The organism is Klebsiella sp. OBRC7, assembly GCF_000293135.1.
GTDB lineage: Bacteria > Pseudomonadota > Gammaproteobacteria > Enterobacterales > Enterobacteriaceae > Klebsiella > Klebsiella michiganensis.
Map to the genome: position 1 here is coordinate 59,617 of NZ_ALNJ01000037.1, position 23,872 is coordinate 83,488.

Sequence of the window (23,872 nt, forward strand, 5' to 3'; positions counted from 1 at the left end):
CAGGTGGCTTTGCGTTCTGCGGGGGATTTAGGCATCAGTCATCTTCCTCATCCCAATCGTCATCTTCCTCATCCTCGTCGTCATCGCAGGAAGCGAGCAGCGGATTCATGCGCCGCCCTACCTGGCTGGCGTACCCGCGGCGACCGAGGTTGTGCAGTACGCCGTAGATTTCGAACATTTCGGTTCGCTCGTCACCAATATCAAGCTCACAGGCCAGCGTGTGGCATTCAGTAGCGAGCGCCGATATCTTCTGAAGCAGTTCGACCTTATTCACTTTTCACCTCCTTCGGACCGGCTGGCAGCGGCATCCAGTGGGTTACCCGCTTGAGATGGAGGTCATTCCCGTCGCCGTCATCCCACGTAGGATTGCCATCATCAAACCAATCAGCATAAATACCTACTTGCATATTAGGCTGGCATGGCGAGTAATGCTTTCCACTGAAGTCGGCAGCCAGAACGTACTCACGCTCCGGCATCCGCTCGCTTACCGGAATCCATCCCGGAATAATTTCAGGAATATTTTGTGGTGCGTTTTGTGGTTGCGGGGCGGCTGCGAGCATTTCCTCAGTTTCCGCAATCAGGTTGCGAGGTAACTGGCTTCCTGCATTTTGCATACCGCGACCAAATGCCAACCAGCGCCGAAGCATGGCCATTGAACCATCCGGAATTACCGGAGACTTCAACCTGCCAACCAAGGGACCATCAGGGCCGCCGTTATCAGCCAGCATTGCCGGAGCGGCCTGTTTCAGCAGCTCAACCGCATCAGCGATGCGTTGCTCTGCTCCGGGGATTACCGGAGAGTTGCCAGCCTGGCCACACGCACAGCGCGTGATACCCATTTCACCGATAACCCACCCTCCATCACTGCACCGTTCGCAGTTATGAATGCCCTCAATAGCCATAATGCGTTCATCGTCGGTTGGTTCGCCGTCATCATCTTCAGATTGAGCCTGGAGCATGGCGGCGCGGCAGGCGTCATTATCGCCAAATATAGCCGCCTCCAGTACATCGATAGCCTGCGATGGCGAGTGCGAGTATTTGTCGAAAGCTGACCCTTTGATGCGCTGTGCAATTTTGAACAGTCGCTTTTCCTGCGCGTGATACAAATCGCTTAGTTGCTGATAGCTCTCATCTGGCACTACCGGCGCTGGCTGCGCTGGCTGCGCTGGCTGCGGCAGCATAGCTTTAAATTCTTCGATACCAGCATCATATTCAGCCCGCTCCTCTGGCGTCATAGCCTCAAGTTCGGCGGAATGCTCGGCCCTGCGCTGAATGGCATCCAGTACCAGTCTGGTTTTCACGCCTTTCCCGAAGCGCAGGCCAAGCTCCAGCAATACGGGGCATGGTAATGTTTCGGGATAATCAGGCACCACCGGCTGCTGCGCGTGGCGATAGAGCGGAGCTATGTTTCGCTCCAGGTCGGTAATAACGCTCCATATTGGGACTGACTGGACGCCTTGCTTCGCCATATCACGATAACTGTCGGCATACGCCAGCACAGGATTGCGATCCGGCTCGCTGTCCTCTACCGGCTGCGCTGGCGGCATATCTGGACCTTTGCGAATGGCTTTTGCCAGCTCAATAGGGTCATCGTAAAGCCAGTCTCCGGTGTCAGGGTGATTGGCTTCTGCCAGTCGAGCGGCCCACTCCAGACCGTCTTTGTGTCCCTGCAGGTAGTCGAGAGGCAAACACCCAGACTCGCTGTCCATTGCGGCCAGCGCCATGCGGGCCACTCGCTTGAGAATCTCTACATCGGCGAGCCCCAATGTGTAGCCGGCTTTTAAATCAAAGACAGCCTGAACATTCTCTTCTCTGGTTAATTTGCTGGTCATTTAAAAATCTCCGTCGCCAACACTAAGATATCCACTGGCAGAAATAGCAATTAACTGATTACCCTCAGCGCTATTGCAGTCAGTTGCGCTACCCAGCAACAAATTAAAACCACTGGAAGCGGTGTAAAAATTCGCGTCAGGGAACTCTTTCTGAACGTCCTTAAGTAACTCGGCTAACCCTTTAGTCAGGTGCTTAAATTTGCGCGCTGCGCCTGGGCATTTTTCATCGAGCAAGCAACTGGCCTCGTAATAGTCCCCGGCGTCAATGTGTTCCAGTAATTCTTTAGTATCCATCACTCAGCCTCCACCTTGATGCCAGCGGCGGACAGCATCTCTTCAATTTCCCAGCGTGCATAAACCGGATAACGTTCGGAACCATCGCAGCAGTGGTCTTTCTCGCTGTGAGATACCGCTACATCATCCCAGTAATCATCTGGCGCATGGCCTGCCTGAATCCAGATTAAGTGAGCGTGTGGCTTCGGCAGCTTCACGGTGCGGGACTCCAGCTCGGCGATGCGCTTACCACCATCTGCAATAACGCCATCATAGCATTCGCGCTGGGAGTCGATGCGCTGCTGCGCCTTCTCCAGCGCCTCTACCAGCGTGCCGCAATCAGCAGGCGATAGAACCGCATATGTGTCTTCCTTTGCGCAGGTGGCCAGCCTCTGCGCCAGTTTGGTGATATCAGTTGTCATGCTGAGACTCCTTGAGCAAGAGAATCGCGGATTTTCACGGTCTCCGCGTTGTATGCGTTGGCATAAGCCATACGGCGCTTACCCATCAGGACGACAAGCCGATACGCTCGAAATGCGTATTTGCGGTCGCCTTCACGGCCTTGCTCACGGAGGTGGTCACGAAGCATCGTGAAGAAAAGCGAATGCCCTTCGCCGTCGATATCGTCAGGCCAATCAGTTTCGTTAAGCAGCCAGTCGCGTGCTTCTGTGCATTTCTGACATGTCTTGAAGTTGCTCGCATCTCCATCCTGGACAACAAACACCTTCTCGTAGGTATCACCGGGATTAATGGCGCCATAACATTCAGAGCAGCGGTGTAGCTTGTGAGCCTTAACTTGTGATGAAGTATCGAAGTTGCTCATTTGGCCCCCTCTGCGCTCATATGCTCGAAAATCTGTGCAATGAGCTCCGCAGCGTTAACCTCAAACCGCGCCAACGCCTCGCACCCGCCAACTTTGTCGCCTGAAATACGGTAGCCACCACTGTCATTACTGACACAGAGAGACAGTCCACCACTCTGGTTATGAGATACCTCGATATAGACGTGGTTTGGTTTCAGCATTTATCGGCCCCCTCGCGCAGCTGCTTCACGTGTGAATTAGCCAGGGAAAGGTAAGCCAAAGCTGATACTGCTTCGCTTTCATCAAAAATCTTATGCACGGTGTTGGATACGAACTCCTCCACCCCATCAGCCTTAATCCCGGCCAGGAAGGCGTCGGTGGCGGGGCACGCCTTACGGATAGCCTCTTCGGCTTCCTTCCTGGTCAGGAATCCGCTTTTCCCGTCATTGCTGACCATCTGGCTGTCGAACCATGCCTGCAGGCCAGCAACGGTAATATCAACGGGAATATCGGCCCCAGCTTCGTCTGTAGTACCTTCCAGCCAGTCGCGAGCAGCGGACTCCCTGCCAAGCGAAAGGCAAGCCAGCGCCGCCTGAGCACCCAGCATCGTTTTGTGGAACATCCATGAAGTGTTAAGTTCACGGGCTGCTCCGCTGAGAAGATAGGCATTCTCCGCAGCCAGCTGCTGGTAAGCTCTCGCCAGCGCCATAACCTTTGTCTCTTTGATCGACAGCTCGCCCGCACTCTCCAGCGACTGAATGAGCTCGTTTACTGTTTCGATGTTCATTTTCTTACTCCCGCCAGGCACTGGTTAAAAAGGTTGGTCAGCTTGTTGGCGCCGCAATGATGATTGCTAAACTGAAAATCCGACGACGTGCTTTCGGTTACGGTTGTCTTATCGGCCAGGGTGTAGCGATAGCCTTTGCGCTCACCTGCTCGCAAAACTCGGCCATCGTTAAACGTGGCCCAGATAGCTGAGTTAACGACAGAAGAGTGCAAGCCTGTTCCGGTGCGTATCTCTGAAAAAGTGCAACCGGGATTGCTGCCGATAAAATTGATGACGATTTGAGTACCGGATATACGTTTCATTGAATCAGCCCTTTTTCTTTGCCAATCAGGTATTCGTCTCGCAGCCACTGAGCCGGGGTTAGAGCGCCGAGTGATGCGGCACTTGGCATGCATCCGAAGCTTTTGCCTTCCGGGTGATAACCGCGCTGCCTGCTGGCGTGATTTGTGGGGATCACTTCCTGGTTGTTCTCCAGAGCCAGTACCGGTGACGGTATTTGTTCTCCGGCGGCGACTTTCAGTGCCCAGTCTTCCAGTTTCTTGGCGGCATATTTCTCGGTTTCTGCCTCGCTGAGCTGGCGCTGGTACATTGCTCGCCGGGTATCGGTAACAACCCAGTACATGACAGGGTGAGACCACGGGAAGCGCTCAGCACCGCCGGTATGCAGCCCTTTTTCACGGCTGTAGCGGTGGAACTCGTTCATCACGTCGACAAGAGTCACGCCGAGCACGGTGCCGCTGTCCTTGCACCACTTGATGAACTGCCCCGGCGATGGCCAGAACGGCGACTCACTGGCTCTCGCATGGCGCACGCCGGCAGATAGCTGTTCGCGGGTGCGGATTCCGTTTTCGGCAAAAGCGGCAATCCACTGGCGCTTCGCTGTCTTCTCTTCGGCGTCGGTCCGCAGGTTAGTCTGGGTAGACGCCGGGAAGATCTGCTTCAGCTGACGGAACAGAGAGTCAACCAGCCTTTCAGCTTCGAAATCGAGAAGCCTCTGCGGCTCCGTGCTCCCTGCGGCCATTCTGGCCAGCGCATCACCATCGCGATTGCTGATCGCGGTCATAAGCTGTGTGGTCATATGAAGTCCTTCCAGCCTTCAGGGCTGTTCCAGTGTGGGGAATCAGGTTCGCTTCTCTGGCGCCCGGAAAGCGGATTGACTCTCGCGTTCCTGAGCCATACCCGGAATGCCGAGTTCCAGTCGATCAGCTTTGTGCCGCGGGCCTGGTGATAATCACGAAAGTTCAGCAACTCGGTTTCAATGTTGATCCCTTTTTCCGAGGCAATCGCAATGTGATCTGCCGATGGCTTGAAGGCAGGAGGGAAAGGTATCTCCCCGTTGGGTGAAATCCCGATCCGTCGCTTTGCAGCCTCGCTGATAAACTGCCCTCGCGCAGAGAGAGAGTCTGGTTCAGTGACTGGTTCAAAAGAGTGACTGGTTCTGGTGCCATCTGGTGGCATAGGGGGTGTGCCATCAGATGGCATAGGGGGTGCTATTTCATGGCATACCCCTGTGCTTTTTGATGGCATAGGGGTAGCATTAAGGTTCAGATAATACACGTTGGATGTATTACCCTTCCCGTCGTTAACCCCAACGCGATTTTCACGCTTGAGTAGCCCCATATCCTCAAGCGCGTCAATATGGTTGCGAACAGCGGATTTGCTGCATTCGCACTGATCGGCAATGTGTTGATAAGAAGGCCAGCATTCGCCCTTGTCATTGGCGTTGTCGGCCAGCTTGATAAGAACGAGCTTACGCAGTGAGTTTCCCACTTTGACCCCCATTGCTTTCGCCATAAGTGACATGCTCACGTGCTACCTCCGGATTGTTTACTCTTACAGATTTACCAGGCATAATTACCTCGCAATTACCTCTTCGTTTTTGCACCTGAAAGCCGTTAGTGTTACCGCACTGCGGCTTTCGCCTTTCTGTTCCCACTCATGCTTCAAAATCACCTTTCTCTCCCGGCCTGTTAGAAATCAGGATGGCCAGCAGCAGCGACATGTTCGGTAGCAGACTTTCCCGCCAGCGACTTACCGTCGACTTATTCACTCCGGCCACTTTGGCGATATTCGTGGTTCCCAGTTCAGCTATCTGGCTGTGTAACCAGCTTTCTATCCTGCGAGCCTCCACTTTGTTGCGTGTCGTTGAACTCTCCATTTGTGATACTTCCTCTGGTGTTATTAGGAATGGCCGCCAGTTAGGCGGCCGGAACGCCCTTCGGCGAAGGGAATAGCTTTGGAAGGTCTGGTCTAATTTGATGCGCCTGAACCTCCCCATTAGTTGCATTTACGATGCTGTTTACATGTTCAGGCGAAACCTTTGCCTTGTTGTGGAGCCACTTGTAAACCGCCTGCTGTGAAACATCGCAGGCTTCACCAAGCTTTTTCTGAGAGCCGACAATATTGATTGCGGTTTTAATGGTTGGGTTCATGACAACCTCCGTAGTAAATACAAACAAAGAATAAAACCTTAGTTGTATTTAGTCAACAACCATTTTCGTTTGCCGCTATAAAACCATGGTTGTAAATTGAGAAGATGAAAACGACACTTGCAGAACGATTAAGAGAAGCCAGAAAGGCGGCAGACATGACCCAGAAGGCTCTGGGCGAGGCTGTCGGGGTCAGCCAGGCTGCGATCCAGAAGATTGAAACTGGAAGGGCTGCTCAGACCACAAAATTGCTCGATATAGCTAACGCTTTAAGGGTTAGACCTGAGTGGCTTTCCTCAGGAACTGGCGCCATGAGTGCTGATCGTGAAAGTGATAAAAATCCATCACGCACAAACCAGGATGTATTCAGGGTCGACATTTTGGATTTGGCCGTCAGTGCGGGCCCGGGCATTGTGAACCAGGAGTTCGTCGAGATTCTCCACTCCGTTGAATATGCACCGGCAGAGGCTCGCCACATGTTCGATGGTCGCAAGGCCGAGAACATCAGGATTATCAACGTCCGCGGCGATAGCATGTCTGGCACGATTGAGCCTGGCGATCTGCTGTTCGTGGACATCAGCGTTAAGAGCTTTGACGGCGACGGTATTTACGCGTTCCTGTACGACGATACGGCACATGTTAAGCGCCTGCAGAAGATGAAAGACAAGCTGCTGGTTATCTCAGACAACAAGATTTATACGCCATGGGACCCGATCGAGAAAGACGAGATGAACCGGGTGTTCGTGTTCGGCAAGGTGATTGGCAGTATGCCGCAGACTTACCGTAAACACGGTTGATACAGCAAGGAGTGCAGTTCATGATTGAAGAAAAAATTCTTATCCTCTATCCCACGCTAGTCCAGGCGGGGCTTGCCATAACAGCCTATATGGCTCCAACGCCACTTATAACAGTAGGTAGCTTTGATTCTCCCTTGTCTTTTTATATAACTATGGCTGTTTTCCTAGATTCATCAAAAGAGTATGTAACTACCCTTGACGTTAAGCATAACGGTGATTCAGTTTTAGACTCGAACGCAAACAATGACGAAAATCATTCGCAAAATTTTATGTTCACAAAACCTGATGAGAACAGTCTCCTTGTTGGAACTCAGTTGCATCTAAAAGGAGTTAAGCCTACAACCCCAGGTACATATGACATAACTTTGGAGTTATTTGAAATAGATGAACAAAGCAGGCAGCATTTGGTTGATGAAAAGACTTGCTCTATAGTAATCGTTAAAACAACGTTGAGGGATCAATAGTGACAGCAAGGATGTACAAGCTGAGGCCTGAAGATGAAGAACGAATCCCTCAACCACATAATAATGATGATGGAGGGGGCGGAGGAGACGATATGCTTCAGAGAGTGAAAGAACTTGAAAACAAAGTCGCAACCCTTGTAACCGATGTTGCAATCATCAAAGACAAGCTAGCTTCCAAGGAAGATATTCAGTCAGTAAAGACAGAGCTACATAAGGAGTTGAATGCTCAAACATGGAAAATCATTACAGCTATAGTGATAACCGTGTTACTAGCTGTTTTTTCTAAATATTTCATTAAATAACCCGGCCACCGATCCGGGTTTTTAATGCCCCTTCCTTGCGAACTCCGCCGCATCACGCAGCAACCCCTTGTGAATGACATTGCCTACAGAGCGTCGCTTTGCCTCCAGCCGTTCGACAATAGCGTCACGGTCAATTGTCGCACCGTCGATTATCAGCTCAACGACAGCCCCGCCGATTTCGCCAGCGATAAACGCTGCACGGTCTTCCAGTAACTCATCCCGCTCCATATCCATACCTAGCCCCATAATCTTGCCCTATCTGATGTTTTTTTGAGCATAACAGCACGCTTTACAAAAATAAATAACCAATAAAAACAACCAAATAAAACTATAATAGCCATTTAAACAACTATTGTTGTTGACTGCAAAACAACTATGGTTTTAAATTAACTCATCCAAACAACAACGTTGGCGCCGGTAATAGGTAACAACGCTCCGTTAGCCGCGATAAGGCAAAGGTGAAGAGATGATCCGCGAAGAAGACAAGCCTGCATGGCGTAATTTTTGGTTAAAGGTCGTTCCGTTTTTGGTTGCTGTCCTGTTTTTTAGCTTCTCATGCTGGGGTGGAAAATGAGCAAACAAGGCATTCGTTCACTGATTTACTGCCTGCTGATCTGCGGCGTCATCTGGACAGCGTTGATTATCAAAATTCTGCACGTTACGGGGGTGTTCAATGGTTAGTCATCATTACGGGACACAGACCGTTAACCGCGGCGCCGTTCTGCCAGGGATGCTGGTTAAGCATCGGGAAAGCACCTGGACAGCATCAGCAAATAAACGCGGCCGCCTGTACCTGCATCGCGGGATTGAGCGGACTTACACAACCGACTTGCTGGTTGAAGTTTATCTGAACGGGTTGGGACAAGGTCTCAGCCGGTAATCGAAACGAAGAATTTAGCTGAGCTATCAGGCAGCCATTACGGTGCCGGGATTCTTACAACCAAATTTCAGGGGAAACCATGAGCGAAATAATGGATTTAACCGTCATCGAAATAAAACCAGAACAGGCGCCTGCCCTGTACCGGGCTGGCGGTCTTGACGCTTACCTGGAGCAGATTCGCCAGGCCGTGAACGAGGTTCCGGACCTGACCACCAAGAAAGGTCGTGACCGTGTCGCTTCTCTGGCGGCGCAGGTATCACGCAGCAAGACGGCAATCGAGAAGCCGGGGCGCGAGTACCTGAAACGTCTTAAAGAGGCTGTGCGCCCTGCTGAGGCGGAAATTAAGCGGTTCGTTGACGCATGTGACGAGCTGCGCGATGCAACACGTCGCCCACTGACTGAATGGGAAGCCGAGCAGGAACGCATTAAGGCAGAAGAAGCCATGAACGCACTGCATGCCGAAGCGCTGGCCATGAATGAAGACTTCGATCGGCAGCTGGCAGCTCGGATTGAGTCTGACCACGAAATGGCTCTGCTGATGAATGACGCTTTCGACCGTGAGCAGGCAGATAAAGCAGCTGAGGCTGAGCGCCAGCGCATTGCCCATGAAGAGGAAATTAAGCGAATGGCAGCCGCCGCAGCAGCCCGCGAAGTTGAGCAGCGCGCACAGCGTGAACGTGAAGAGGCGGCGCATCGTGAAGCTGTGTTGAAAGCACAAGCTGAGCAGGCAGAGCGAGATCGCATTGCAGCCGAGCAGAAAGCAGAGGCTGAAAAAAAGGCCGCAGTTGAAGCCGAGCGGCGCAAAGCACAGGAAGAAGCCGATCGCATCCGCCGCGAGGCAGAGCAACGCGAACAAGCCCGCCTGGCTGAGGAGAAGCGCAAAGCAGATGAGCAGGCTCGCCGCGAAGCCGACGTTAAGCACCGCAAGTTTGTGGGGACTGAAATCGTCAAGGCTTTGCTGGCCAATACCAGCCTCACCCGCGATCAGGCTATTGAAGTCCTGATTGCGATTAAAGACGGAAATATCCCACATACCGGGATCAGCTACTGAGGTGCTTATGAACATCAAATGTGAATGCACAGACATGCGCACATCTGTAGGCCCGCATAACACGTTAACTGTCGAGCTGGAAGACGTTGTGCTGTCGGGGACGGTTAATAGTCGTGAAGTCCTCATGCAACTGGATTGGGACGTGGTGATCGAATGTCTGGCGGAGCATGGCTACGTCATTACTCATCGGGAGAAAGCGGCATGAGCGCGGCGGAAAAATGGGATGACGAAAAATTCATTCAGCTGATGAGCGATGCAATTGGCGAACGTGATTTCGACGATGAAGAACCAGTAAACCTTTCTGCGGAACGGCAGAACCCGGTGATCAGCTGGGATGAATTTGCGGGGAATTTTCAATGACGGAGAAAAAAGTTTATGCGGCCATCAGCTCGGTAGCCGGTGAGCTGGCAGAGAAAGGTATCAGCAAGGCCAGAAAACAGGGAAGCCAGGTCAACTACGCATTCCGTGGGATTGATGACGTTTACAACGCTCTGGCCCCTGCTCTGGTTAAGCACAAGTTGCTGATCCTCCCACGGTGTACTGAGCGGTCATGCTGTGAGCGAACCAGCAAAAATGGTGGGGCGTTGTTTTATGTGACCGTCCGGGCAGAGTTCGACTTTGTCAGCACGGAGGACGGCAGCATTCATACCGTCGTCACCTACGGCGAGGCGATGGACAGCGGCGATAAAGCAACGAACAAGGCCATGTCGATTGCGTACAAATATGCGGCCTTTCAGGCGTTCTGCATCCCTACAGAAGAGACGACGGTGGACCCTGACTATGAGGCTCACCAGGTAAGGCCCGCCGACGCAGATCAGATTCTCGCTGATTTCACTGCTTACGCAGGCTCAGAGAACGATCCGAAGGCCCTCCAGGATAACTACGGGAAAGCATGGAACGGCCTTCATGGCTTCCCTGAGCATCAGACGAAGTGCAGGGACGTTACCGGCATCCGCCTGAGAGAGCTGAAACAAGCCGCAAGTGGTGGCAGCCATGAAAGTAACAGCTGAATCAATCCTGTCCATCCTGCGCAAGGACGCGCGTAACAACATCACAGCGTTTCACCGCTGGCAGACAGCAAAGGGTGCTCTTGGTCATACAGCCGGAATAACTCTCAACTATCACGATCCTTATTACGAAGGATGGGCGCCGGCTCTTGAAATGCGCGAGGTATTCATTTCAGCGCCTGAACTTGAGCAGGTAATTCCCTACCTCTTTGTAGAGAAATGGGGTGACGGGCTAATTGGTGGGGAAATTTATCGAATCCCTCGGGAGGAAAAATGAAACATCACCACGACGGAATCACCGTAGGAAGTATCACTCTTCCCTATTCCATCAATCGCCGGGGATGGATCGCCCCAAGCGGCGACGTTATCAAAAACCCATTAAAGGCTCAGCGCCTGGCTGAGCTGATGAACAGTAAGAAGGTGATGGCATGAGCGAAAAATACTCTCTGATTTATGCCGATCCGCCCTGGGCTTATGGGAACACAATCAGCAACGGCGCCGCTGCGGACCACTACTCGACGATGCGACTCATCGACCTGAAGCGCCTGCCAGTATGGGAAGTTGCTGCCGAAAACGCGGTGCTGGCGATGTGGTACACCGGAACGCATAACCAGGAGGCAATCGAACTTGCCGAGGCCTGGGGCTTTACAGTGCGCACGATGAAGGGCTTTACCTGGGTGAAGTTGAATCAACTGGCCGAGCTGCGCATTAACAAGGCTCTGGCTGAGGGTGACGTCACCGACTTTTACGACTTCCTCGACCTGCTGAACGCCGAGACGCGCATGAATGGCGGCAACCATACCCGCGCCAATACCGAAGACGTGCTGATCGCCACCCGCGGCGCTGGGCTGGAGCGCAAGCACGCCGGCATTAAGCAAGTGGTATATAGCCCGCTCGGCGCGCACAGCGAGAAACCGTGGGAAGTTCGCCACCGCCTGGAGCTGCTCTACGGCGACGTGCCGCGGATTGAGCTGTTCAGTCGCAGCGCAGCGAAAGGCTGGAGTCACTGGGGCAACCAGTGCGCCGCCGCTTCCGTTGAGCTGATCCCCGGATGCGCCATTGACGTAGTGAAGGCGGAGGCAGCATGACGCAAGAGGAAAAAGAAAACGCTCTCCGCGCCCAGGCTCGTCGCTGCGCAGAAGAGATAACCAAAGCGATGAGCGTAAAGCCTAAACCGAAGTGGAACGCTGTATTCCCCCCCATCCTTCGTAAGCACTACGAGAAGGTAAAGCCGATGGGTGTCAGCCTGGTGAAATTTGTCAGTGTTATTGGCCGCATGAATGGGCGGTATGGAGTGGAATCATGAACATGAAAACTGAAAAAATCGTGATGATGGACAGTGATGAAGCAGCCAGCATCCAGACGTTAACGGGCTGGGTGGCGCGTGACGGTCGCTTTTGGGGTAATGACGAGCATATGGCTCGCTGGTGTGGTGCAACGCACCGTAAATGCAAGAGCTTCCCTGACGAACACCCTATTCACGTCATTAATGGCTATTGCGAAGAATGCCACCGCATAAGCCGTCAGGCTGCATTTGAAAAGTTGGAACGCGTGGTTTGGGCTGGCGAGCCGCTGGTTATCTTTGATGATGACCAATATTTTTTCGATGCTGAATCTTTGGCTGATTACTGCTGGGAGCACTCACTTCTTCCAAGCGAATTGAAACTCCTGATCTGCGAACCTAATTACCCTCCAGAGTTCGACTTAGAGCAGCACTGCGAAGAAATCATGCCCGAAGGCGATGATTATTACTGTCTACCTCAGGCAGTGCGTGATGCTGCCGATGCACTGAATAAGGCCATCAAGGAAAGCTTGCCAGTATCGTGGAGCGGTAGTGACCGTGTTGCCATAGTATCGGATGACATGCTCGACGATGAACAGAAAGCTGAAATTTTGGCGGAGCGTGCCGCATGAGCGCAGAAATCATCGATCAGGCCAACGAGCTGGCAGAGCGCCGGCTGGAAATGACCATCCAGAACATGCGCATCAACCATAACGCAGTTTCGGCTACTCACTGCTGCGATTGCGGGGAAGAGATACCAGAACAGCGCAGGGAGGCGGTGGCGGGCTGTCAGCGCTGCGCTGATTGCCAGGAGGAAGATGAATTGCGCGGTAGGCATCGGAGGTGATATGGCGTCAGATAAACCGATAACAGCTCAGCAGGCCGCCGACTTACTCATCGTGTCGGCGAGGGTAATCTACCGCCTGATTGAGTCAGGAGAACTCGCCGGCCGCAAGGTCGGCAACAAGTACAGAACGACCGAAGCGGCATGTATTGCGTATTTGTCATCCCCGCAGGAAACTAAACGAGCGAACGCGGGTGAGCATAAAGGAGATATTTTATGTCCATCACCCTCAGAGGCGGCATGTGGCACTGTCATTTCTTTACGCCGTCAGGGAAAAGAGTTAGGCGATCTCTTGGTACGGGGGACAAAAAGCAGGCGCAGGAGCTCCACGACAAGCTAAAGGCAGAGGCGTGGCGGGTTGACCAGATCGGCGAGCTGCCTGTTAAAACCTTCGAAGAATGCTGTATCCGGTGGCTGCGGGAGAAAGACCATAAGCGGTCGCTGGATGATGACAAAACCAAAATAGAGTTTTGGCTGCAGCATTTTTCCGGCCGGGATGTCTCGAAAATAACGGTGGAGGAAATTCACGAAGCCGTTAACGGGATGATCAACCGTAAGCACCTGCAGGTGTGGGAGAGTAAACGCGATGCCGCGTTGCGTAAGGGTAAGCCGGTTCCGGAGTACAAACCACGGCAGGTTTCTCAGGCGACGAAGGCACAACACCTTTCCTTCATTCGATCCCTGCTCAGGGCCGCGGCGAATGACTGGGGCTGGATAAAAACGGCACCAGTTATCAAAACCCGTAAGCCGATCAGTAAACGGATACGGTGGCTGACCAGAGAGGAAGCTGAGCGGTTGATCGAGTGCATGCCGGAGAGCATTAAGCCAGTGGTGATATTTGCACTGGCAACCGGCCTGCGCCGCTCAAACATCATCGGGCTTGAGTGGCAGCAGGTCGATATGCAGAGAAAGGTTGCATGGGTAAATCCGGAGAACGCAAAAGCGGGCAAGGCGATTGGCGTAGCTCTGAATGATACCGCATGCAGGGTATTAAGGGATCAGATAGGGAAACACTCCCGGTGGGTATTCGTTCATACCACGGCAAAACATCGCCCTGACGGAACGCTGACGCCCGCGGTGAGAAAAATGCGGGTGGATGACAATAACGCCTGGCGCGCCGGACTGAAAAAAGCGGGGATAGAGGATTTCCGTTTTCACGACCTCCGGCATACCTGGGCTAGCTGGCTGATTCAGTCCGGCGTCCCGCTTTCTGTTTTGCAGGAAATGGGCGGATGGGAGAGCATCGAGATGGTGCGCCGATATGCTCACCTGGCGCCAAACCATTTGACCGAGCACGCACGAAAAATTGACGCCATTTTTGGCGCTAGCGACACAAATACGACACAAGGAGGAAATCAGGCTGGTTTAAAACTGGCGTAAGTTATTGTTTCTTAATGGTACGCCCTACAGGGTTCGAACCTGTGACCTACGGCTTAGAAGGCCGTTGCTCTATCCAGCTGAGCTAAGGGCGCATTGAGAAGCAAGCTTCATGATGTGCAATCGCCGGAATTATACGGTCCACGCCTGATGAGTCAATGTATTTTGCCGCGAAACTGCGCTTGCCCGTGCAGGCTGGCGGCTTATGCCGCAAAAGCAGTATAAAGTTTATCCAGGTTTATGTTTCTGCACGTTAACTTTTCTTCGGCTCCCGGGCTCCTTTTTGCGCCATTCGCAGCGCGGTCAGGCCCATTTTTCAGCCGCCGCAGCGTCAAAGCAAGATAAAATCTTAAACGAAGACTGACAGCGGGGCTGGCTTCTGACAAAATATCGCCATCCCCCTTTCGTAAAGATACAGATGGAATCCTCTCTCTGATGGCAGCAAAAATTATTGACGGTAAAACGATTGCGCAGCAGGTACGCTCTGAGGTTGCGGAAAAAGTGAAGGCGCGCGTTGCGGCCGGATTTCGTGCCCCAGGGTTGGCCGTCGTGCTGGTCGGCAGCAACCCGGCATCGCAGATTTATGTCGGCAGCAAGCGCAAAGCGTGTGAAGAGGTAGGCTTCGTCTCCCGCTCGTACGATCTCCCGGAAACCACCAGCGAAGCGGAGCTGCTGGAACTTATCGACACGCTGAATGCCGATGAGGCTATTGATGGCATCCTGGTTCAGCTGCCGCTTCCCGCCGGCATTGATAATGTCAAAGTCCTCGAGCGCATTTCGCCGGACAAAGACGTTGACGGCTTCCACCCGTATAACGTGGGTCGTCTGTGCCAGCGCGCGCCGCGCCTGCGTCCGTGCACCCCGCGAGGGATCGTCACGCTGCTTGAGCGTTACAATATCGATACCTACGGCCTGAACGCGGTAGTCATTGGCGCTTCTAACATCGTTGGCCGCCCGATGAGCATGGAGCTGCTGCTGGCAGGCTGCACCACCACCGTCACCCACCGTTTTACCAAAAACCTGCGTCATCACGTCGAAAACGCCGACCTGCTGATCGTGGCTGTCGGTAAACCGGGCTTTATTCCGGGCGAATGGATTAAAGAAGGCGCGATCGTGATCGATGTCGGGATTAACCGCCTGGAAAACGGCAAAGTGGTTGGCGATGTGGTCTATGAAGATGCCGCCGCGCGCGCGTCGTACATCACGCCGGTTCCCGGCGGCGTCGGCCCGATGACCGTAGCCACCCTTATTCAGAACACGCTGCAGGCGTGCGAAGAATATCACGATATTCAGGAGGCCTGAGATGGCGAATTTTTCTTTAGGCAAACACCCGCACGTTGAGCTTTGCGACCTGCTTAAGCTGGAAGGCTGGAGCGAAAGCGGCGCGCAGGCGAAAATCGCCATTGCCGATGGTCTGGTCAAAGTCGACGGCGCGGTCGAAACCCGCAAACGCTGTAAAATCGTCGCCGGCCAAACGGTCAGCTTTGAAGGTCAGAGCGTTACCGTCACCGAGTAAAACGTTCAGGCGCCGCAACTGGCGCCTTAACGTTATCCCCATCCAGGACATTAAACACGACGGTCAGCGTCGGGTGTACTGATCTGGGTATGGGCAAAAAAAATGCCGGGGATAACCCCGGCAAAAAGAGAGAATGAGACTACTTCCGGCGCCAGGTGGTACCCTGCGGCCCATCTTCCAGCACGATCCCCATCTCGTTAAGACGGTCACGCGCGGCATCCGCCGCCGCCCAGTCTTTCGCTTTACGCGCGTCCAGACGCTGCTGGATTAAAGACTCGATTTCCGCCACTTCCCCGTCGTCCGCCTGCGCGCCGCTCTGCAGGAACGCATCTGGCTCCTGTTCGAGCAGCCCCAGCACCGAAGAGAGTTTGCGCATATGCGCCGCCATCGCGTTGGCCGCGGCGGCATCTTCGGTTTTCAGGCGGTTAACCTCACGCGCCATATCAAACAGCACGGAATAAGCCTCCGGCGTATTAAAATCGTCGTCCATCGCTTCAATGAAGCGCGCTTCAAACGCTTCGCCGCCGGCCGGCTCTGCGTTTTTATCGGTTCCGCGCAGCGCGGTATACAGACGCTCCAGCGCGGAACGCGCCTGTTTTAAGTTCTCTTCGCTGTAGTTCAGCTGGCTGCGATAGTGGCCGGACATCAGGAAGTAGCGAATGGTTTCCGCGTCATAGAACTTCAGGACGTCGCGCACGGTAAAGAAGTTGCCCAGCGATTTTGACATCTTCTCGCGGTCAACCATCACCATCCCGGAGTGCATCCAGTAGTTCACGTACTCGCCGTCGTGGGCGCAGGTGGACTGGGCGATTTCGTTTTCATGGTGCGGGAACATCAGATCCGAACCACCGCCGTGAATATCAAAATGGTTGCCCAGCTGCTTGCAGTTCATCGCTGAACACTCAATGTGCCAGCCTGGACGGCCCGCGCCCCACGGCGACGGCCAGCTTGGCTCGCCCTCTTTCGACATTTTCCACAGCACAAAGTCCATCGGGTTATGCTTGACGTCAACGACATCAACGCGCGCGCCGGCCTGCAGCTGGTCGAGATCCTGACGCGACAGCTGGCCGTAGTTCGGATCGGTCGGCACATCGAACATGACGTCGCCGTTGTCAGCAACATACGCGTGGCCTTTAGCGATCAGCTGCTCGGTAATCTCAATAATTTCCGCAATGTGATGAGTCGCTCGCGGCTCCATATCCGGGCGCAGGATATTCAACGCGTCGAAGTCTTTGTGCATCTCGGCAATCATGCGGTCTACCAGCGCAACAAAGCTTTCGCCGTTTTCATTGGCACGCTTGATGATTTTGTCGTCAATGTCGGTGATGTTGCGCACATACTTTAGCTTGTAGCCTAAAAAACGCAGATAGCGCGCAACCACGTCGAAGGAGACGAAGGTACGGCCATGGCCGATGTGACAGAGGTCGTAAACGGTAATACCACACACGTACATGCCAACTTCCCCGGCATGGATAGGTTTAAATTCTTCTTTTTGGCGCGTCAGTGTATTAAAAATTTTTAACATCGAAGATTCCGTGTAGACGTGTGTGGATATAAGTCGCGTATTCTAACCTTAATTCAACCCCGAAGCAGCACACATTGCAAGGTGATCCAACCTCGCGGTTATGCTATAACAGCCCCCTATATCTCACCCGACACCGGGTGCAGGCACCACAATCATCGGAACAGGATGCAAAAATGGTTACTTTCCACACCAATCATGGCGATATCGTAATCAAGACGTTTGACGACAAAGCGCCGGAAACAGTTAAAAACTTCCTGGACTACTGTCGTGAAGGTTTCTACGACAACACTATTTTCCACCGTGTAATCAACGGCTTTATGATTCAGGGCGGCGGTTTTGAGCCGGGCATGAATCAGAAAACCACCAAATCTCCTATTCAGAACGAAGCGAACAACGGTCTGAAAAACACCCGCGGCACCCTGGCGATGGCCCGTACTCAGGCGCCCCACTCCGCCACCGCGCAGTTCTTCATCAACGTCGCCGATAACGACTTCCTGAACTTCTCCGGCGAAAGCCTGCAGGGTTGGGGCTACTGCGTATTCGCAGAGGTCGTTGAGGGTATGGACGTGGTCGACAAAATCAAAGCGGTCGCCACCGGCCGCAGCGGCATGCATCAGGATGTGCCGAAAGAAGATGTTGTGATCAAAAGCGTCACCGTTAGCGAATAATTCGTGGCGACGCTTTTTATTGCGGATTTGCATCTGCAAACGGAAGAACCGGCGATTACCGCCGGTTTTCTGCGTTTTTTACAGGGGGAAGCCCGCCAGGCGGACGCCCTGTATATCCTCGGCGACCTGTTTGAAGCCTGGATCGGCGATGACGATCCGAACCCGCTGCATCGGCAAATTGCCTCTGCGCTCAAAGCGTTAGCCGAGTCCGGCGTCCCCTGCTACTTTCTCCACGGCAACCGCGATTTTCTCGTCGGTCAGCGCTTTGCCCGCGAAAGCGCCATGACCCTGCTGCCGGAAGAGAAGCTTCTCGACCTCTACGGACGCAAAGTGCTGATTATGCACGGCGACACCCTCTGCACCGACGACGCGGGCTATCTGGCGTTTCGCGCGAAAGTCCACAATCCCTGGATCCAGCGCCTGTTTCTGGCCCTGCCGCTGTTTATCCGCCGCCGTATCGCCGCCAGAATGCGCGCCGACAGCAAAGCGGCCAACAGCAGCAAGTCGATGGAAATTATGGATGTGACCCCCCAGGCGGTCGTTGACGTCATGGAGAAACATCGCGTCCAGTGGCTGATTCACGGGCATACGCACCGCCCTGCCGTCCATTCCCTGGAAGCCAACGGCAAAACCGCGTATCGGGTGGTGCTCGGCGCATGGCACAGCGAAGGTTCCATGGTCAAAGTCACGCCAGAAGACGTCGAGCTGATTCATTTCCCTTTCTGATAGCCTGCAAGCACTATTCTGAAAAATCCCCTCAGGCAACTGAATTGCTGTCTTTCCTTGCTCCCGCCAGGTTAATTTTCCAGCAAACCTCTCTCAAGGAACGAGCATGCAAAAATGGAGTCAGCCCCTGATTTGGGGAATGGTCATCGCCGTCATCGGCCCGATTATGGCCAGCTTTTTTGGCCTGGCGTTTACCTATTTTGGAACGCTGAGCGTAGTCTGGTTCGCGGTTTTATTATGGTTCCTCTATTTTTACGCGATTTATCTGCTCTGTACGCGACCGCACGATGAGCGCTTTGTGCAGGTATACATGCTGATTATGAGTATTCTTATGCTGCCCTGGGGGCTGGTGCTGATTTTTACCTTTTTCGCCAGCGCGACCGCCGCTCATAACCGACGAGTTTCATCCAGTAACGACGATACATAAGACGGCTAGCCATGCGCACGCAACCGTTTTCCTTGCCGGAAGTTCATGCTATTCTCTGTGGCCTCTAAAGCAGTGTGCAACACACCCACAGGAGTTTTAAGACGCATGTCTTCCCGCAATAATTCGGCGCGTATCGCCATCGTGATGGGGTCCAAAAGCGACTGGGCTACCATGCAGTTTACCGCAGAAATCCTTGATGCCCTGAACGTTCCGTACCATGTCGAAGTGGTCTCCGCCCACCGCACGCCAGATAAACTGTTCAGCTTCGCCGAAGGCGCGGAAGAAAACGGTTTTCAGGTGATTATTGCGGGTGCCGGCGGCGCGGCGCATCTGCCGGGCATGATTGCGGCGAAAACGCTGGTGCCGGTGTTAGGCGTGCCGGTTCAGAGCGCGGCGCTGAGCGGCGTAGACAGCCTCTACTCCATCGTCCAGATGCCGCGCGGCATCCCGGTGGGTACGCTGGCCATCGGCAAAGCCGGGGCCGCCAACGCCGCACTGCTGGCGGCGCAGATCCTCGCCCAGCACGATGCGGAACTGCACCAGCGCCTCAGCGCCTGGCGTCAGGCGCAAACCGATGAAGTGCTGGATAACCCGGATCCGCGGGGTGCGGCATGAAGCAGGTTTGCGTTCTCGGCAACGGCCAGCTAGGCCGGATGCTGCGCCAGGCCGGCGAGCCGCTGGGTATTGCGGTCTGGCCGGTCGGTCTGGAAGCCGACCCGGAAGCGGTGCCGGTACAGCAAAGCGTGATTACCGCAGAGATTGAACGCTGGCCGGAAACCGCGTTGACCCGCGAGCTGGCGCGTCATTCCGCCTTCGTTAACCGCGACGTTTTCCCGATAATCGCCGACCGCCTGACGCAAAAGCAGCTGTTCGATAAGCTGGCGCTCGCCACCGCGCCGTGGCAGCTTCTGGCGGATAAAAGCGAATGGCCTGCGGTCTTCGCCCGCCTCGGCGAGCTGGCTATCGTTAAGCGCCGCGTCGGCGGCTACGATGGCCGCGGCCAGTGGCGTTTGCGGGAAAATGAAACCGCGCAGCTGCCGGATGATAACTACGGCGAGTGTATCGTTGAGCAGGGGATTAACTTCTCCGCCGAAGTCTCGCTGGTCGGCGCACGCGCCCGGGACGGCAGCACGGTCTTCTATCCGCTGACCCGCAACCTGCATCAGGACGGTATTTTACGCGCCAGCGTCGCCTTTCCGCAGGCCAACGCCCGCCAGCAGGCGCAGGCGGAGCAGATGCTGTCGGCGATCATGCATGAGCTGGGCTACGTTGGCGTGATGGCGATGGAGTGTTTTGTCACCGCTGATGGTCTGCTGATTAACGAACTGGCGCCGCGCGTGCACAATAGCGGCCACTGGACGCAGAACGGCGCGTCCATCAGCCAGTTTGAGCTGCATCTGCGGGCGATTACCGATCTGCCGCTGCCGCCGCCGGTGGTAAACAGCCCGTCGGTGATGATCAACCTGATCGGTACCGCTCTGAACTATGACTGGCTGAAGCTGCCGCTGGTGCATCTGCACTGGTACGACAAAGAGGTGCGTCCGGGTCGTAAAGTCGGGCACCTGAACCTGACCGACAGCGATACCGACCGTCTGAGCGCGACGCTGGAAGCGCTGAAGCCGCTGCTGCCGCCGGAATACGCCAGCGGTATCTTCTGGGCGCAGGCGCAGCTGGCGTAATCCTTTCTCTTTTATCCCGGCTTGCGGCGCGCTGCGCCTTAGCCGGGCTATCCAACTTGCCAGCCCCACGGATGCTTAAACCCAGCCATTCCTGACGCTATTCAGCGATACACCGTGAAAAATCAATTCAGCCTGCCGCTCACCGCGTACAATAGAAGAATTATCGCGTCGCGTGACGCGTCTGGATGGCTTAACGGTTTAAATGATGGAATTAGTACCACAGAATATTCGGCAGATTCTCGCCAGCGATACGCCGCTGATTGACGTACGCGCCCCGGTTGAATTCAGGCAAAGCGCCATGCCCACGGCGATCAACCTGCCGCTGATGAACGATGACGAGCGCGCCGCCGTCGGCACCTGCTATAAGCGTCAGGGGCCGGACGCCGCCCTCGCGCTGGGCCATCAGCTGGTCAACGGCGAGATTCGCGCCCGCCGCCTCGCCGCCTGGAAAGAGGCCTGCGCGCGCTATCCCGAGGGCTACCTGTGCTGCGCTCGCGGCGGCCAGCGTTCGCATATCGTCCAGCAGTGGCTGAAGGAAGCGGGCGTGGATTATCCGCTGATCGTCGGCGGCTACAAAGCGCTGCGCCAGGCGGCGATACAGCTTACCGAAGAGCTGGTGCAGCGCCCTATCGTGCTGATCGGCGGCTGTACCGGTAACGGTAAAACCCAGCTGGTCTGCGCTCAACCGGACGGTATCGATCTCGAAGGGCTCGCCCATCATCGTGGCTCTTCATTTGGCCGTACCCTCCAGGAGCAGCATCAGCAGGCTACCTTTGAAAATCACCTGGCAGTGGTAATGCTCAAAAAGTCAGAGCGGCAGACGCGCTGGGTGCTGGAGGATGAGGGGCATATGATTGGCGCCAATCATCTGCCGGAGTGCATGCGCCTTCGCATGGCGCAGTCGCCGCTGGCGGTGGTGGAAGATCCGTTCGCTGTCCGTCTTGAACGGCTGCGCGAAGAGTATTTTGCGCGCATGCATCATGACTTCCTGGCGGCCTACGGCGAAGAGCAAGGCTGGCAGGCGTATAGCGAATATCTGCATCATGGTCTGTTCGCAATCCGCCGCCGCCTCGGGTTACAGCGTTTTGCCCAGCTCACCGCCCGGCTTGATGAAGCCCTGCTTGAGCAGCAGCGAACCACCAGCACCGAAGCCCACTTCAGCTGGCTGGTTCCCCTGCTGAACGAGTATTACGATCCGATGTACCGCTACCAGCTCGGCAAAAAAGCGGAGAAGATTATTTTTCGCGGCAGCTGGCAGGACGTCGCCGCCTGGCTGGCGGAGTAATCACATCCTCTCCTGTCCCGGCTTGCGGCGTAAACGCCTTAGCCGGGCTACGGGTCCGCAGACGGCAGTGAACCTGTAGCCCCGGTAAGCGCAGCGCCACCGGGGAAGTGTCAGCGCTTAGAAGTCGTAGCGCAGACGCACCAGGTTCATATCGCCCAGGTTGTCGGTGCTCGACGTGAAGACGTGTTCATAGTCAACGCGGAAACCATAATCCAGCTGGAAGCTCACGCCGACGCCGTTATCGATCCGCTGATAGTTGCGGCCGTTCACGTACTGCAGGCGGTCGCCCATAAAGTACGGCTGAATAGATTTTACCGCATACTGACCAATCGGGAATTTATAACCGGCAAAGTACTCAATACCCCAGGCATCGCCCGCGAAATAGTTATGAACATCGGTTTTTTTGGTGGTCAGGAAGTTCTGATACCAGCCGCCGCCGAAGGAGAAGGTCCAGTTATCCGGCGTCCAGCTTAGCGCGGTACCGACGATATTCTGATCGTATGATTTACTGTCTGAACTGGAGGGGTTACGCATATCGGCGCGGGTATAGTTCCACGCTGCGCCCCAGGTCAAATCCTTCATGATGTGGTAATCGGCGCCGATGGAGCCGCCGCCTTTACGCTTGTAGCGCAGGCCGTTGCCCGGCAGATATTCGCTGTCCTCAAACAGATAAGAGGCGTAAAGATCGACATCGCCAACGGTTTTCTTATATTTCAGCATATTGCGTGAGCGATAGGAGCCATCGTAGTCGCCGTTGATGCCGTTACCCGGCGCCTGGCCTATCATGTCGTAATCCCAGATATCGGTTTTTACCCCGACCACGTCGTAATAAACGCTGTTCTGCTGACCGTAGGTTAACGTCCCCCAGGTATCGCTTTTCAGGCCGGTATAGAGCATACGGCGGCTGGTGTTATTCGCGCCTTCGGCGTAGTGGTTATCCCAGTCGAAAAGCGCCGGAATATTGACGCCCAGTTCGTAGTAGCTGATCCAGCTAATATCATCGAACAGATAGTAGTCGGCGGCGAAGCGGAAACGGGTGCCGCCGTCAAAACCGTTACGTTTATAAGAGCCTTTGTCTCCGTCGCCGGACATCATGTTGAACTGGGGACGGATACTCCCGCCGACGGTGAAATTAAGCCGGCTTAACGGATCGCCCGCCTGCGGATCTTGTTTTAAAAGCGTAATTTCCGCCTGGGATGCAAAAGAGGTTAACGCCAGAGCTGCGCCGATCGTTATCGCCAGCGCTTTTATTTTATGTGCCATACTTTTTCCTTGATTAATAAGCAACCTTATATTTGCCAGTTGAATATTAACTGCGATTGAGTATGGCGTGTTGTTGAGTTTTTAATGTTTCGTGCGGTTAAAAATCAGTGACTTACCATTTTGTGCCGTTAAAAAAACTGTGGTTATCTTTTCATCGCCATGTCATTAAAATGGTCTATTACCGCGCAAACATCATCCATGGAGGAAGTATGTCGAAAAAACTACTGCAGCTGCACTTTGCCTTTAACGGTCCCTTCGGCAGCGAGATGTCCCGTCAGCTCGTGGAGCTGGCCGAGTCCATCAATCAGGAGCCGGGGTTTATCTGGAAGGTCTGGACGGAAAGCGAAAAAAATCAGGAGGCGGGCGGGATCTATCTTTTTGCGAATGAAGAAACCGCGCTCGCTTATCTCAACAAGCACACCGCGCGTCTGAAATCTCTCGGCGTGGCTGACGTTATCTGCAAAATCTTCGACGTCAACGAGCCGCTCACCGTCTTGAACCACGGTCATGTGTAATAGCCCCTGGCATCCGTACCGAGTCCCCCGGGTTGCGGCTGACGCCTTACCCGGGCTACTTTCCCGCAGACAGCGGTGAAACGGTAGCCCGGCTAAGCGCAGCGCGAGCCGGGTGAAAACCCCGGGTCGCGGCTAACGCCT

The 23,872-nt window shown here is 54.4% G+C and carries 41 protein-coding genes, 1 tRNA gene and 1 pseudogene; 27 read left to right on the forward strand and 16 right to left on the reverse strand.

The genetic code is table 11. From position 1 onward, the window contains the following. Positions 1 to 34: 34 nt before the first annotated feature. The 12 genes from HMPREF1144_RS09645 to HMPREF1144_RS09705 all read right to left on the reverse strand — a co-directional run bounded on the left by HMPREF1144_RS09645 (position 35) and on the right by HMPREF1144_RS09705 (position 6,126). Complete coding sequence (locus tag HMPREF1144_RS09645) at positions 35 to 274, reverse strand: hypothetical protein (protein WP_009652671.1); 240 nt, start codon at positions 272 to 274, stop codon at positions 35 to 37. Next, positions 267 to 1,832: a DUF551 domain-containing protein gene (locus tag HMPREF1144_RS33555; protein ID WP_009652644.1), complete on the reverse strand. Its 1,566-nt coding sequence runs from the start codon at positions 1,830 to 1,832 to the stop codon at positions 267 to 269. The genes HMPREF1144_RS09645 and HMPREF1144_RS33555 overlap by 8 nt, the downstream gene beginning before the upstream one ends. Continuing rightward, the gene (locus HMPREF1144_RS09660) at positions 1,833 to 2,126 is read right to left on the reverse strand and encodes a hypothetical protein (RefSeq protein WP_009652611.1); all 294 of its coding nucleotides are present in this window, start codon (positions 2,124 to 2,126) and stop codon (positions 1,833 to 1,835) included. Beyond that, positions 2,126 to 2,527 carry a hypothetical protein gene (locus HMPREF1144_RS33560; protein ID WP_009652652.1) on the reverse strand — a complete coding sequence of 134 codons (402 nt, stop codon included), beginning with the start codon at positions 2,525 to 2,527 and terminating at the stop codon, positions 2,126 to 2,128. The genes HMPREF1144_RS09660 and HMPREF1144_RS33560 overlap by 1 nt, the downstream gene beginning before the upstream one ends. Further along, a complete protein-coding gene (locus HMPREF1144_RS09670; RefSeq protein ID WP_042927405.1) occupies positions 2,524 to 2,928 on the reverse strand; it encodes a hypothetical protein in 405 nt (134 codons plus the stop codon). The genes HMPREF1144_RS33560 and HMPREF1144_RS09670 overlap by 4 nt, the downstream gene beginning before the upstream one ends. Next, positions 2,925 to 3,128, reverse strand: a complete 204-nt coding sequence (locus tag HMPREF1144_RS09675) for a hypothetical protein (protein WP_042927407.1) — start codon at positions 3,126 to 3,128, stop codon at positions 2,925 to 2,927. Before HMPREF1144_RS09675 ends, HMPREF1144_RS09670 begins: the two co-directional genes overlap by 4 nt. Then, entirely contained in the window at positions 3,122 to 3,694 is a 573-nt protein-coding gene (locus tag HMPREF1144_RS09680; protein ID WP_009652623.1) for a hypothetical protein, read from the reverse strand. The genes HMPREF1144_RS09675 and HMPREF1144_RS09680 overlap by 7 nt, the downstream gene beginning before the upstream one ends. Continuing rightward, positions 3,691 to 3,996: a hypothetical protein gene (locus HMPREF1144_RS09685; RefSeq protein WP_042927409.1), complete on the reverse strand. Its 306-nt coding sequence runs from the start codon at positions 3,994 to 3,996 to the stop codon at positions 3,691 to 3,693. Before HMPREF1144_RS09685 ends, HMPREF1144_RS09680 begins: the two co-directional genes overlap by 4 nt. Continuing rightward, positions 3,993 to 4,772, reverse strand: a complete 780-nt coding sequence (locus HMPREF1144_RS09690) for a replication protein P (protein ID WP_009652633.1) — start codon at positions 4,770 to 4,772, stop codon at positions 3,993 to 3,995. The genes HMPREF1144_RS09685 and HMPREF1144_RS09690 overlap by 4 nt, the downstream gene beginning before the upstream one ends. Continuing rightward, the gene (locus HMPREF1144_RS09695; protein ID WP_042927412.1) at positions 4,769 to 5,497 is read right to left on the reverse strand and encodes a helix-turn-helix domain-containing protein; all 729 of its coding nucleotides are present in this window, start codon (positions 5,495 to 5,497) and stop codon (positions 4,769 to 4,771) included. The genes HMPREF1144_RS09690 and HMPREF1144_RS09695 overlap by 4 nt, the downstream gene beginning before the upstream one ends. Before the next feature lie 133 nt (positions 5,498 to 5,630). Next, positions 5,631 to 5,852 (reverse strand): CII family transcriptional regulator, encoded by a 222-nt coding sequence (locus tag HMPREF1144_RS09700; protein ID WP_001548453.1) that lies wholly within the window; start codon positions 5,850 to 5,852, stop codon positions 5,631 to 5,633. 40 nt (positions 5,853 to 5,892) lie between these two features. Further along, positions 5,893 to 6,126, reverse strand: a complete 234-nt coding sequence (locus tag HMPREF1144_RS09705) for a transcriptional regulator (RefSeq protein ID WP_004178811.1) — start codon at positions 6,124 to 6,126, stop codon at positions 5,893 to 5,895. Positions 6,127 to 6,230: 104 nt separating this feature from the next. Between HMPREF1144_RS09705 and HMPREF1144_RS33565 the strand changes: the two are divergent. The 4 genes and pseudogenes from HMPREF1144_RS33565 to HMPREF1144_RS09720 all read left to right on the forward strand — a co-directional run. After that, positions 6,231 to 6,404: pseudogene (locus HMPREF1144_RS33565) on the forward strand (helix-turn-helix transcriptional regulator); the annotation flags it as partial. Positions 6,405 to 6,434: 30 nt separating this feature from the next. Then, positions 6,435 to 6,920: a helix-turn-helix transcriptional regulator gene (locus HMPREF1144_RS33570; RefSeq protein ID WP_264648149.1), complete on the forward strand. Its 486-nt coding sequence runs from the start codon at positions 6,435 to 6,437 to the stop codon at positions 6,918 to 6,920. Positions 6,921 to 6,940: 20 nt separating this feature from the next. Further along, positions 6,941 to 7,384 carry a hypothetical protein gene (locus tag HMPREF1144_RS09715; protein ID WP_032422233.1) on the forward strand — a complete coding sequence of 148 codons (444 nt, stop codon included), beginning with the start codon at positions 6,941 to 6,943 and terminating at the stop codon, positions 7,382 to 7,384. Beyond that, positions 7,384 to 7,686: a hypothetical protein gene (locus HMPREF1144_RS09720; protein ID WP_227500430.1), complete on the forward strand. Its 303-nt coding sequence runs from the start codon at positions 7,384 to 7,386 to the stop codon at positions 7,684 to 7,686. Before HMPREF1144_RS09715 ends, HMPREF1144_RS09720 begins: the two co-directional genes overlap by 1 nt. 21 nt (positions 7,687 to 7,707) lie before the next feature. On the opposite strand, the gene HMPREF1144_RS09725 is transcribed toward HMPREF1144_RS09720, so the two are convergent. Continuing rightward, the gene (locus HMPREF1144_RS09725; RefSeq protein WP_176678792.1) at positions 7,708 to 7,914 is read right to left on the reverse strand and encodes a hypothetical protein; all 207 of its coding nucleotides are present in this window, start codon (positions 7,912 to 7,914) and stop codon (positions 7,708 to 7,710) included. A 327-nt stretch (positions 7,915 to 8,241) separates the two neighbouring features. On the opposite strand from HMPREF1144_RS09725, the gene HMPREF1144_RS33250 reads away from it, so the two are divergent. The 14 genes from HMPREF1144_RS33250 (at position 8,242) to HMPREF1144_RS09775 (ending at position 14,130) form a co-directional block, all read left to right on the forward strand. Beyond that, on the forward strand, positions 8,242 to 8,367 hold the full coding sequence (locus HMPREF1144_RS33250; protein ID WP_009652632.1) for a hypothetical protein: 126 nt from the start codon (positions 8,242 to 8,244) through the stop codon (positions 8,365 to 8,367). Next, positions 8,360 to 8,566, forward strand: coding sequence for a phage encoded cell division inhibitor protein (locus tag HMPREF1144_RS09730; RefSeq protein ID WP_008807814.1), 207 nt, complete (start codon positions 8,360 to 8,362; stop codon positions 8,564 to 8,566). The genes HMPREF1144_RS33250 and HMPREF1144_RS09730 overlap by 8 nt, the downstream gene beginning before the upstream one ends. A gap of 79 nt (positions 8,567 to 8,645) precedes the next feature. Then, positions 8,646 to 9,617, forward strand: coding sequence for a hypothetical protein (locus tag HMPREF1144_RS09735; RefSeq protein ID WP_042927420.1), 972 nt, complete (start codon positions 8,646 to 8,648; stop codon positions 9,615 to 9,617). Positions 9,618 to 9,651: 34 nt separating this feature from the next. Then, entirely contained in the window at positions 9,652 to 9,822 is a 171-nt protein-coding gene (locus HMPREF1144_RS09740) for a hypothetical protein (protein ID WP_012542637.1), read from the forward strand. Next, on the forward strand, positions 9,819 to 9,977 hold the full coding sequence (locus HMPREF1144_RS33255; RefSeq protein ID WP_009652675.1) for a hypothetical protein: 159 nt from the start codon (positions 9,819 to 9,821) through the stop codon (positions 9,975 to 9,977). Before HMPREF1144_RS09740 ends, HMPREF1144_RS33255 begins: the two co-directional genes overlap by 4 nt. Then, on the forward strand, positions 9,974 to 10,627 hold the full coding sequence (locus HMPREF1144_RS09745) for an ERF family protein (protein WP_009652641.1): 654 nt from the start codon (positions 9,974 to 9,976) through the stop codon (positions 10,625 to 10,627). Before HMPREF1144_RS33255 ends, HMPREF1144_RS09745 begins: the two co-directional genes overlap by 4 nt. Then, on the forward strand, positions 10,611 to 10,901 hold the full coding sequence (locus HMPREF1144_RS09750; protein WP_009652612.1) for a hypothetical protein: 291 nt from the start codon (positions 10,611 to 10,613) through the stop codon (positions 10,899 to 10,901). Before HMPREF1144_RS09745 ends, HMPREF1144_RS09750 begins: the two co-directional genes overlap by 17 nt. Continuing rightward, entirely contained in the window at positions 10,898 to 11,056 is a 159-nt protein-coding gene (locus HMPREF1144_RS31240; protein WP_009652677.1) for a DUF1317 family protein, read from the forward strand. The genes HMPREF1144_RS09750 and HMPREF1144_RS31240 overlap by 4 nt, the downstream gene beginning before the upstream one ends. Further along, entirely contained in the window at positions 11,053 to 11,712 is a 660-nt protein-coding gene (locus tag HMPREF1144_RS09755; RefSeq protein WP_009652606.1) for an MT-A70 family methyltransferase, read from the forward strand. The genes HMPREF1144_RS31240 and HMPREF1144_RS09755 overlap by 4 nt, the downstream gene beginning before the upstream one ends. Next, positions 11,709 to 11,930 carry a hypothetical protein gene (locus HMPREF1144_RS09760; protein WP_009652600.1) on the forward strand — a complete coding sequence of 74 codons (222 nt, stop codon included), beginning with the start codon at positions 11,709 to 11,711 and terminating at the stop codon, positions 11,928 to 11,930. The genes HMPREF1144_RS09755 and HMPREF1144_RS09760 overlap by 4 nt, the downstream gene beginning before the upstream one ends. After that, complete coding sequence (locus tag HMPREF1144_RS09765) at positions 11,927 to 12,538, forward strand: hypothetical protein (protein ID WP_009652627.1); 612 nt, start codon at positions 11,927 to 11,929, stop codon at positions 12,536 to 12,538. The genes HMPREF1144_RS09760 and HMPREF1144_RS09765 overlap by 4 nt, the downstream gene beginning before the upstream one ends. Then, entirely contained in the window at positions 12,535 to 12,753 is a 219-nt protein-coding gene (locus tag HMPREF1144_RS32920; protein ID WP_009652670.1) for a TraR/DksA family transcriptional regulator, read from the forward strand. Before HMPREF1144_RS09765 ends, HMPREF1144_RS32920 begins: the two co-directional genes overlap by 4 nt. Position 12,754: 1 nt before the next feature. Beyond that, positions 12,755 to 13,090 (forward strand): helix-turn-helix domain-containing protein, encoded by a 336-nt coding sequence (locus HMPREF1144_RS33575; protein ID WP_227500431.1) that lies wholly within the window; start codon positions 12,755 to 12,757, stop codon positions 13,088 to 13,090. Continuing rightward, positions 12,991 to 14,130: a tyrosine-type recombinase/integrase gene (locus HMPREF1144_RS09775; protein WP_227500433.1), complete on the forward strand. Its 1,140-nt coding sequence runs from the start codon at positions 12,991 to 12,993 to the stop codon at positions 14,128 to 14,130. The genes HMPREF1144_RS33575 and HMPREF1144_RS09775 overlap by 100 nt, the downstream gene beginning before the upstream one ends. Before the next feature lie 15 nt (positions 14,131 to 14,145). Here the strand turns inward: HMPREF1144_RS09775 and HMPREF1144_RS09780 are convergent. Next, positions 14,146 to 14,222, reverse strand: a tRNA-Arg gene (locus HMPREF1144_RS09780). 340 nt (positions 14,223 to 14,562) lie between these two features. On the opposite strand from HMPREF1144_RS09780, the gene folD reads away from it, so the two are divergent. Both folD and ybcJ read left to right on the forward strand, forming a co-directional pair. Further along, positions 14,563 to 15,429 (forward strand): bifunctional methylenetetrahydrofolate dehydrogenase/methenyltetrahydrofolate cyclohydrolase FolD, encoded by an 867-nt coding sequence (gene folD, locus HMPREF1144_RS09785; protein ID WP_004137856.1) that lies wholly within the window; start codon positions 14,563 to 14,565, stop codon positions 15,427 to 15,429. 1 nt (position 15,430) lies between these two features. Continuing rightward, positions 15,431 to 15,643 carry a ribosome-associated protein YbcJ gene (gene ybcJ / locus HMPREF1144_RS09790; protein WP_004099787.1) on the forward strand — a complete coding sequence of 71 codons (213 nt, stop codon included), beginning with the start codon at positions 15,431 to 15,433 and terminating at the stop codon, positions 15,641 to 15,643. A gap of 139 nt (positions 15,644 to 15,782) precedes the next feature. Here the strand turns inward: ybcJ and cysS are convergent, their stop codons facing one another. Beyond that, positions 15,783 to 17,168, reverse strand: coding sequence for a cysteine--tRNA ligase (gene cysS, locus HMPREF1144_RS09795; protein ID WP_009652634.1), 1,386 nt, complete (start codon positions 17,166 to 17,168; stop codon positions 15,783 to 15,785). A gap of 173 nt (positions 17,169 to 17,341) precedes the next feature. On the opposite strand from cysS, the gene ppiB reads away from it, so the two are divergent. From ppiB to mnmH, 6 genes are all read left to right on the forward strand, one after another. Then, positions 17,342 to 17,836: a peptidylprolyl isomerase B gene (ppiB, locus tag HMPREF1144_RS09800; RefSeq protein WP_004099775.1), complete on the forward strand. Its 495-nt coding sequence runs from the start codon at positions 17,342 to 17,344 to the stop codon at positions 17,834 to 17,836. A gap of 3 nt (positions 17,837 to 17,839) precedes the next feature. Beyond that, a complete protein-coding gene (gene lpxH, locus HMPREF1144_RS09805) occupies positions 17,840 to 18,562 on the forward strand; it encodes a UDP-2,3-diacylglucosamine diphosphatase (protein ID WP_009652637.1) in 723 nt (240 codons plus the stop codon). 106 nt (positions 18,563 to 18,668) lie between these two features. Then, a complete protein-coding gene (locus HMPREF1144_RS09810) occupies positions 18,669 to 18,989 on the forward strand; it encodes a hypothetical protein (protein WP_004848426.1) in 321 nt (106 codons plus the stop codon). Between the two features lie 105 nt (positions 18,990 to 19,094). Further along, positions 19,095 to 19,604 carry a 5-(carboxyamino)imidazole ribonucleotide mutase gene (gene purE / locus HMPREF1144_RS09815; protein WP_004848424.1) on the forward strand — a complete coding sequence of 170 codons (510 nt, stop codon included), beginning with the start codon at positions 19,095 to 19,097 and terminating at the stop codon, positions 19,602 to 19,604. Further along, the gene (purK, locus tag HMPREF1144_RS09820) at positions 19,601 to 20,668 is read left to right on the forward strand and encodes a 5-(carboxyamino)imidazole ribonucleotide synthase (RefSeq protein WP_004848423.1); all 1,068 of its coding nucleotides are present in this window, start codon (positions 19,601 to 19,603) and stop codon (positions 20,666 to 20,668) included. The genes purE and purK overlap by 4 nt, the downstream gene beginning before the upstream one ends. Before the next feature lie 205 nt (positions 20,669 to 20,873). Further along, entirely contained in the window at positions 20,874 to 21,953 is a 1,080-nt protein-coding gene (mnmH, locus tag HMPREF1144_RS09825; protein ID WP_009652610.1) for a tRNA 2-selenouridine(34) synthase MnmH, read from the forward strand. A gap of 117 nt (positions 21,954 to 22,070) precedes the next feature. On the opposite strand, the gene HMPREF1144_RS09830 is transcribed toward mnmH, so the two are convergent. After that, positions 22,071 to 23,216 (reverse strand): porin, encoded by a 1,146-nt coding sequence (locus tag HMPREF1144_RS09830; RefSeq protein WP_004130005.1) that lies wholly within the window; start codon positions 23,214 to 23,216, stop codon positions 22,071 to 22,073. Positions 23,217 to 23,425: 209 nt separating this feature from the next. Between HMPREF1144_RS09830 and HMPREF1144_RS09835 the strand changes: the two genes are divergently transcribed. Further along, positions 23,426 to 23,731, forward strand: coding sequence for a monooxygenase (locus tag HMPREF1144_RS09835; protein ID WP_004848418.1), 306 nt, complete (start codon positions 23,426 to 23,428; stop codon positions 23,729 to 23,731). Positions 23,732 to 23,872 lie beyond the last annotated feature (141 nt).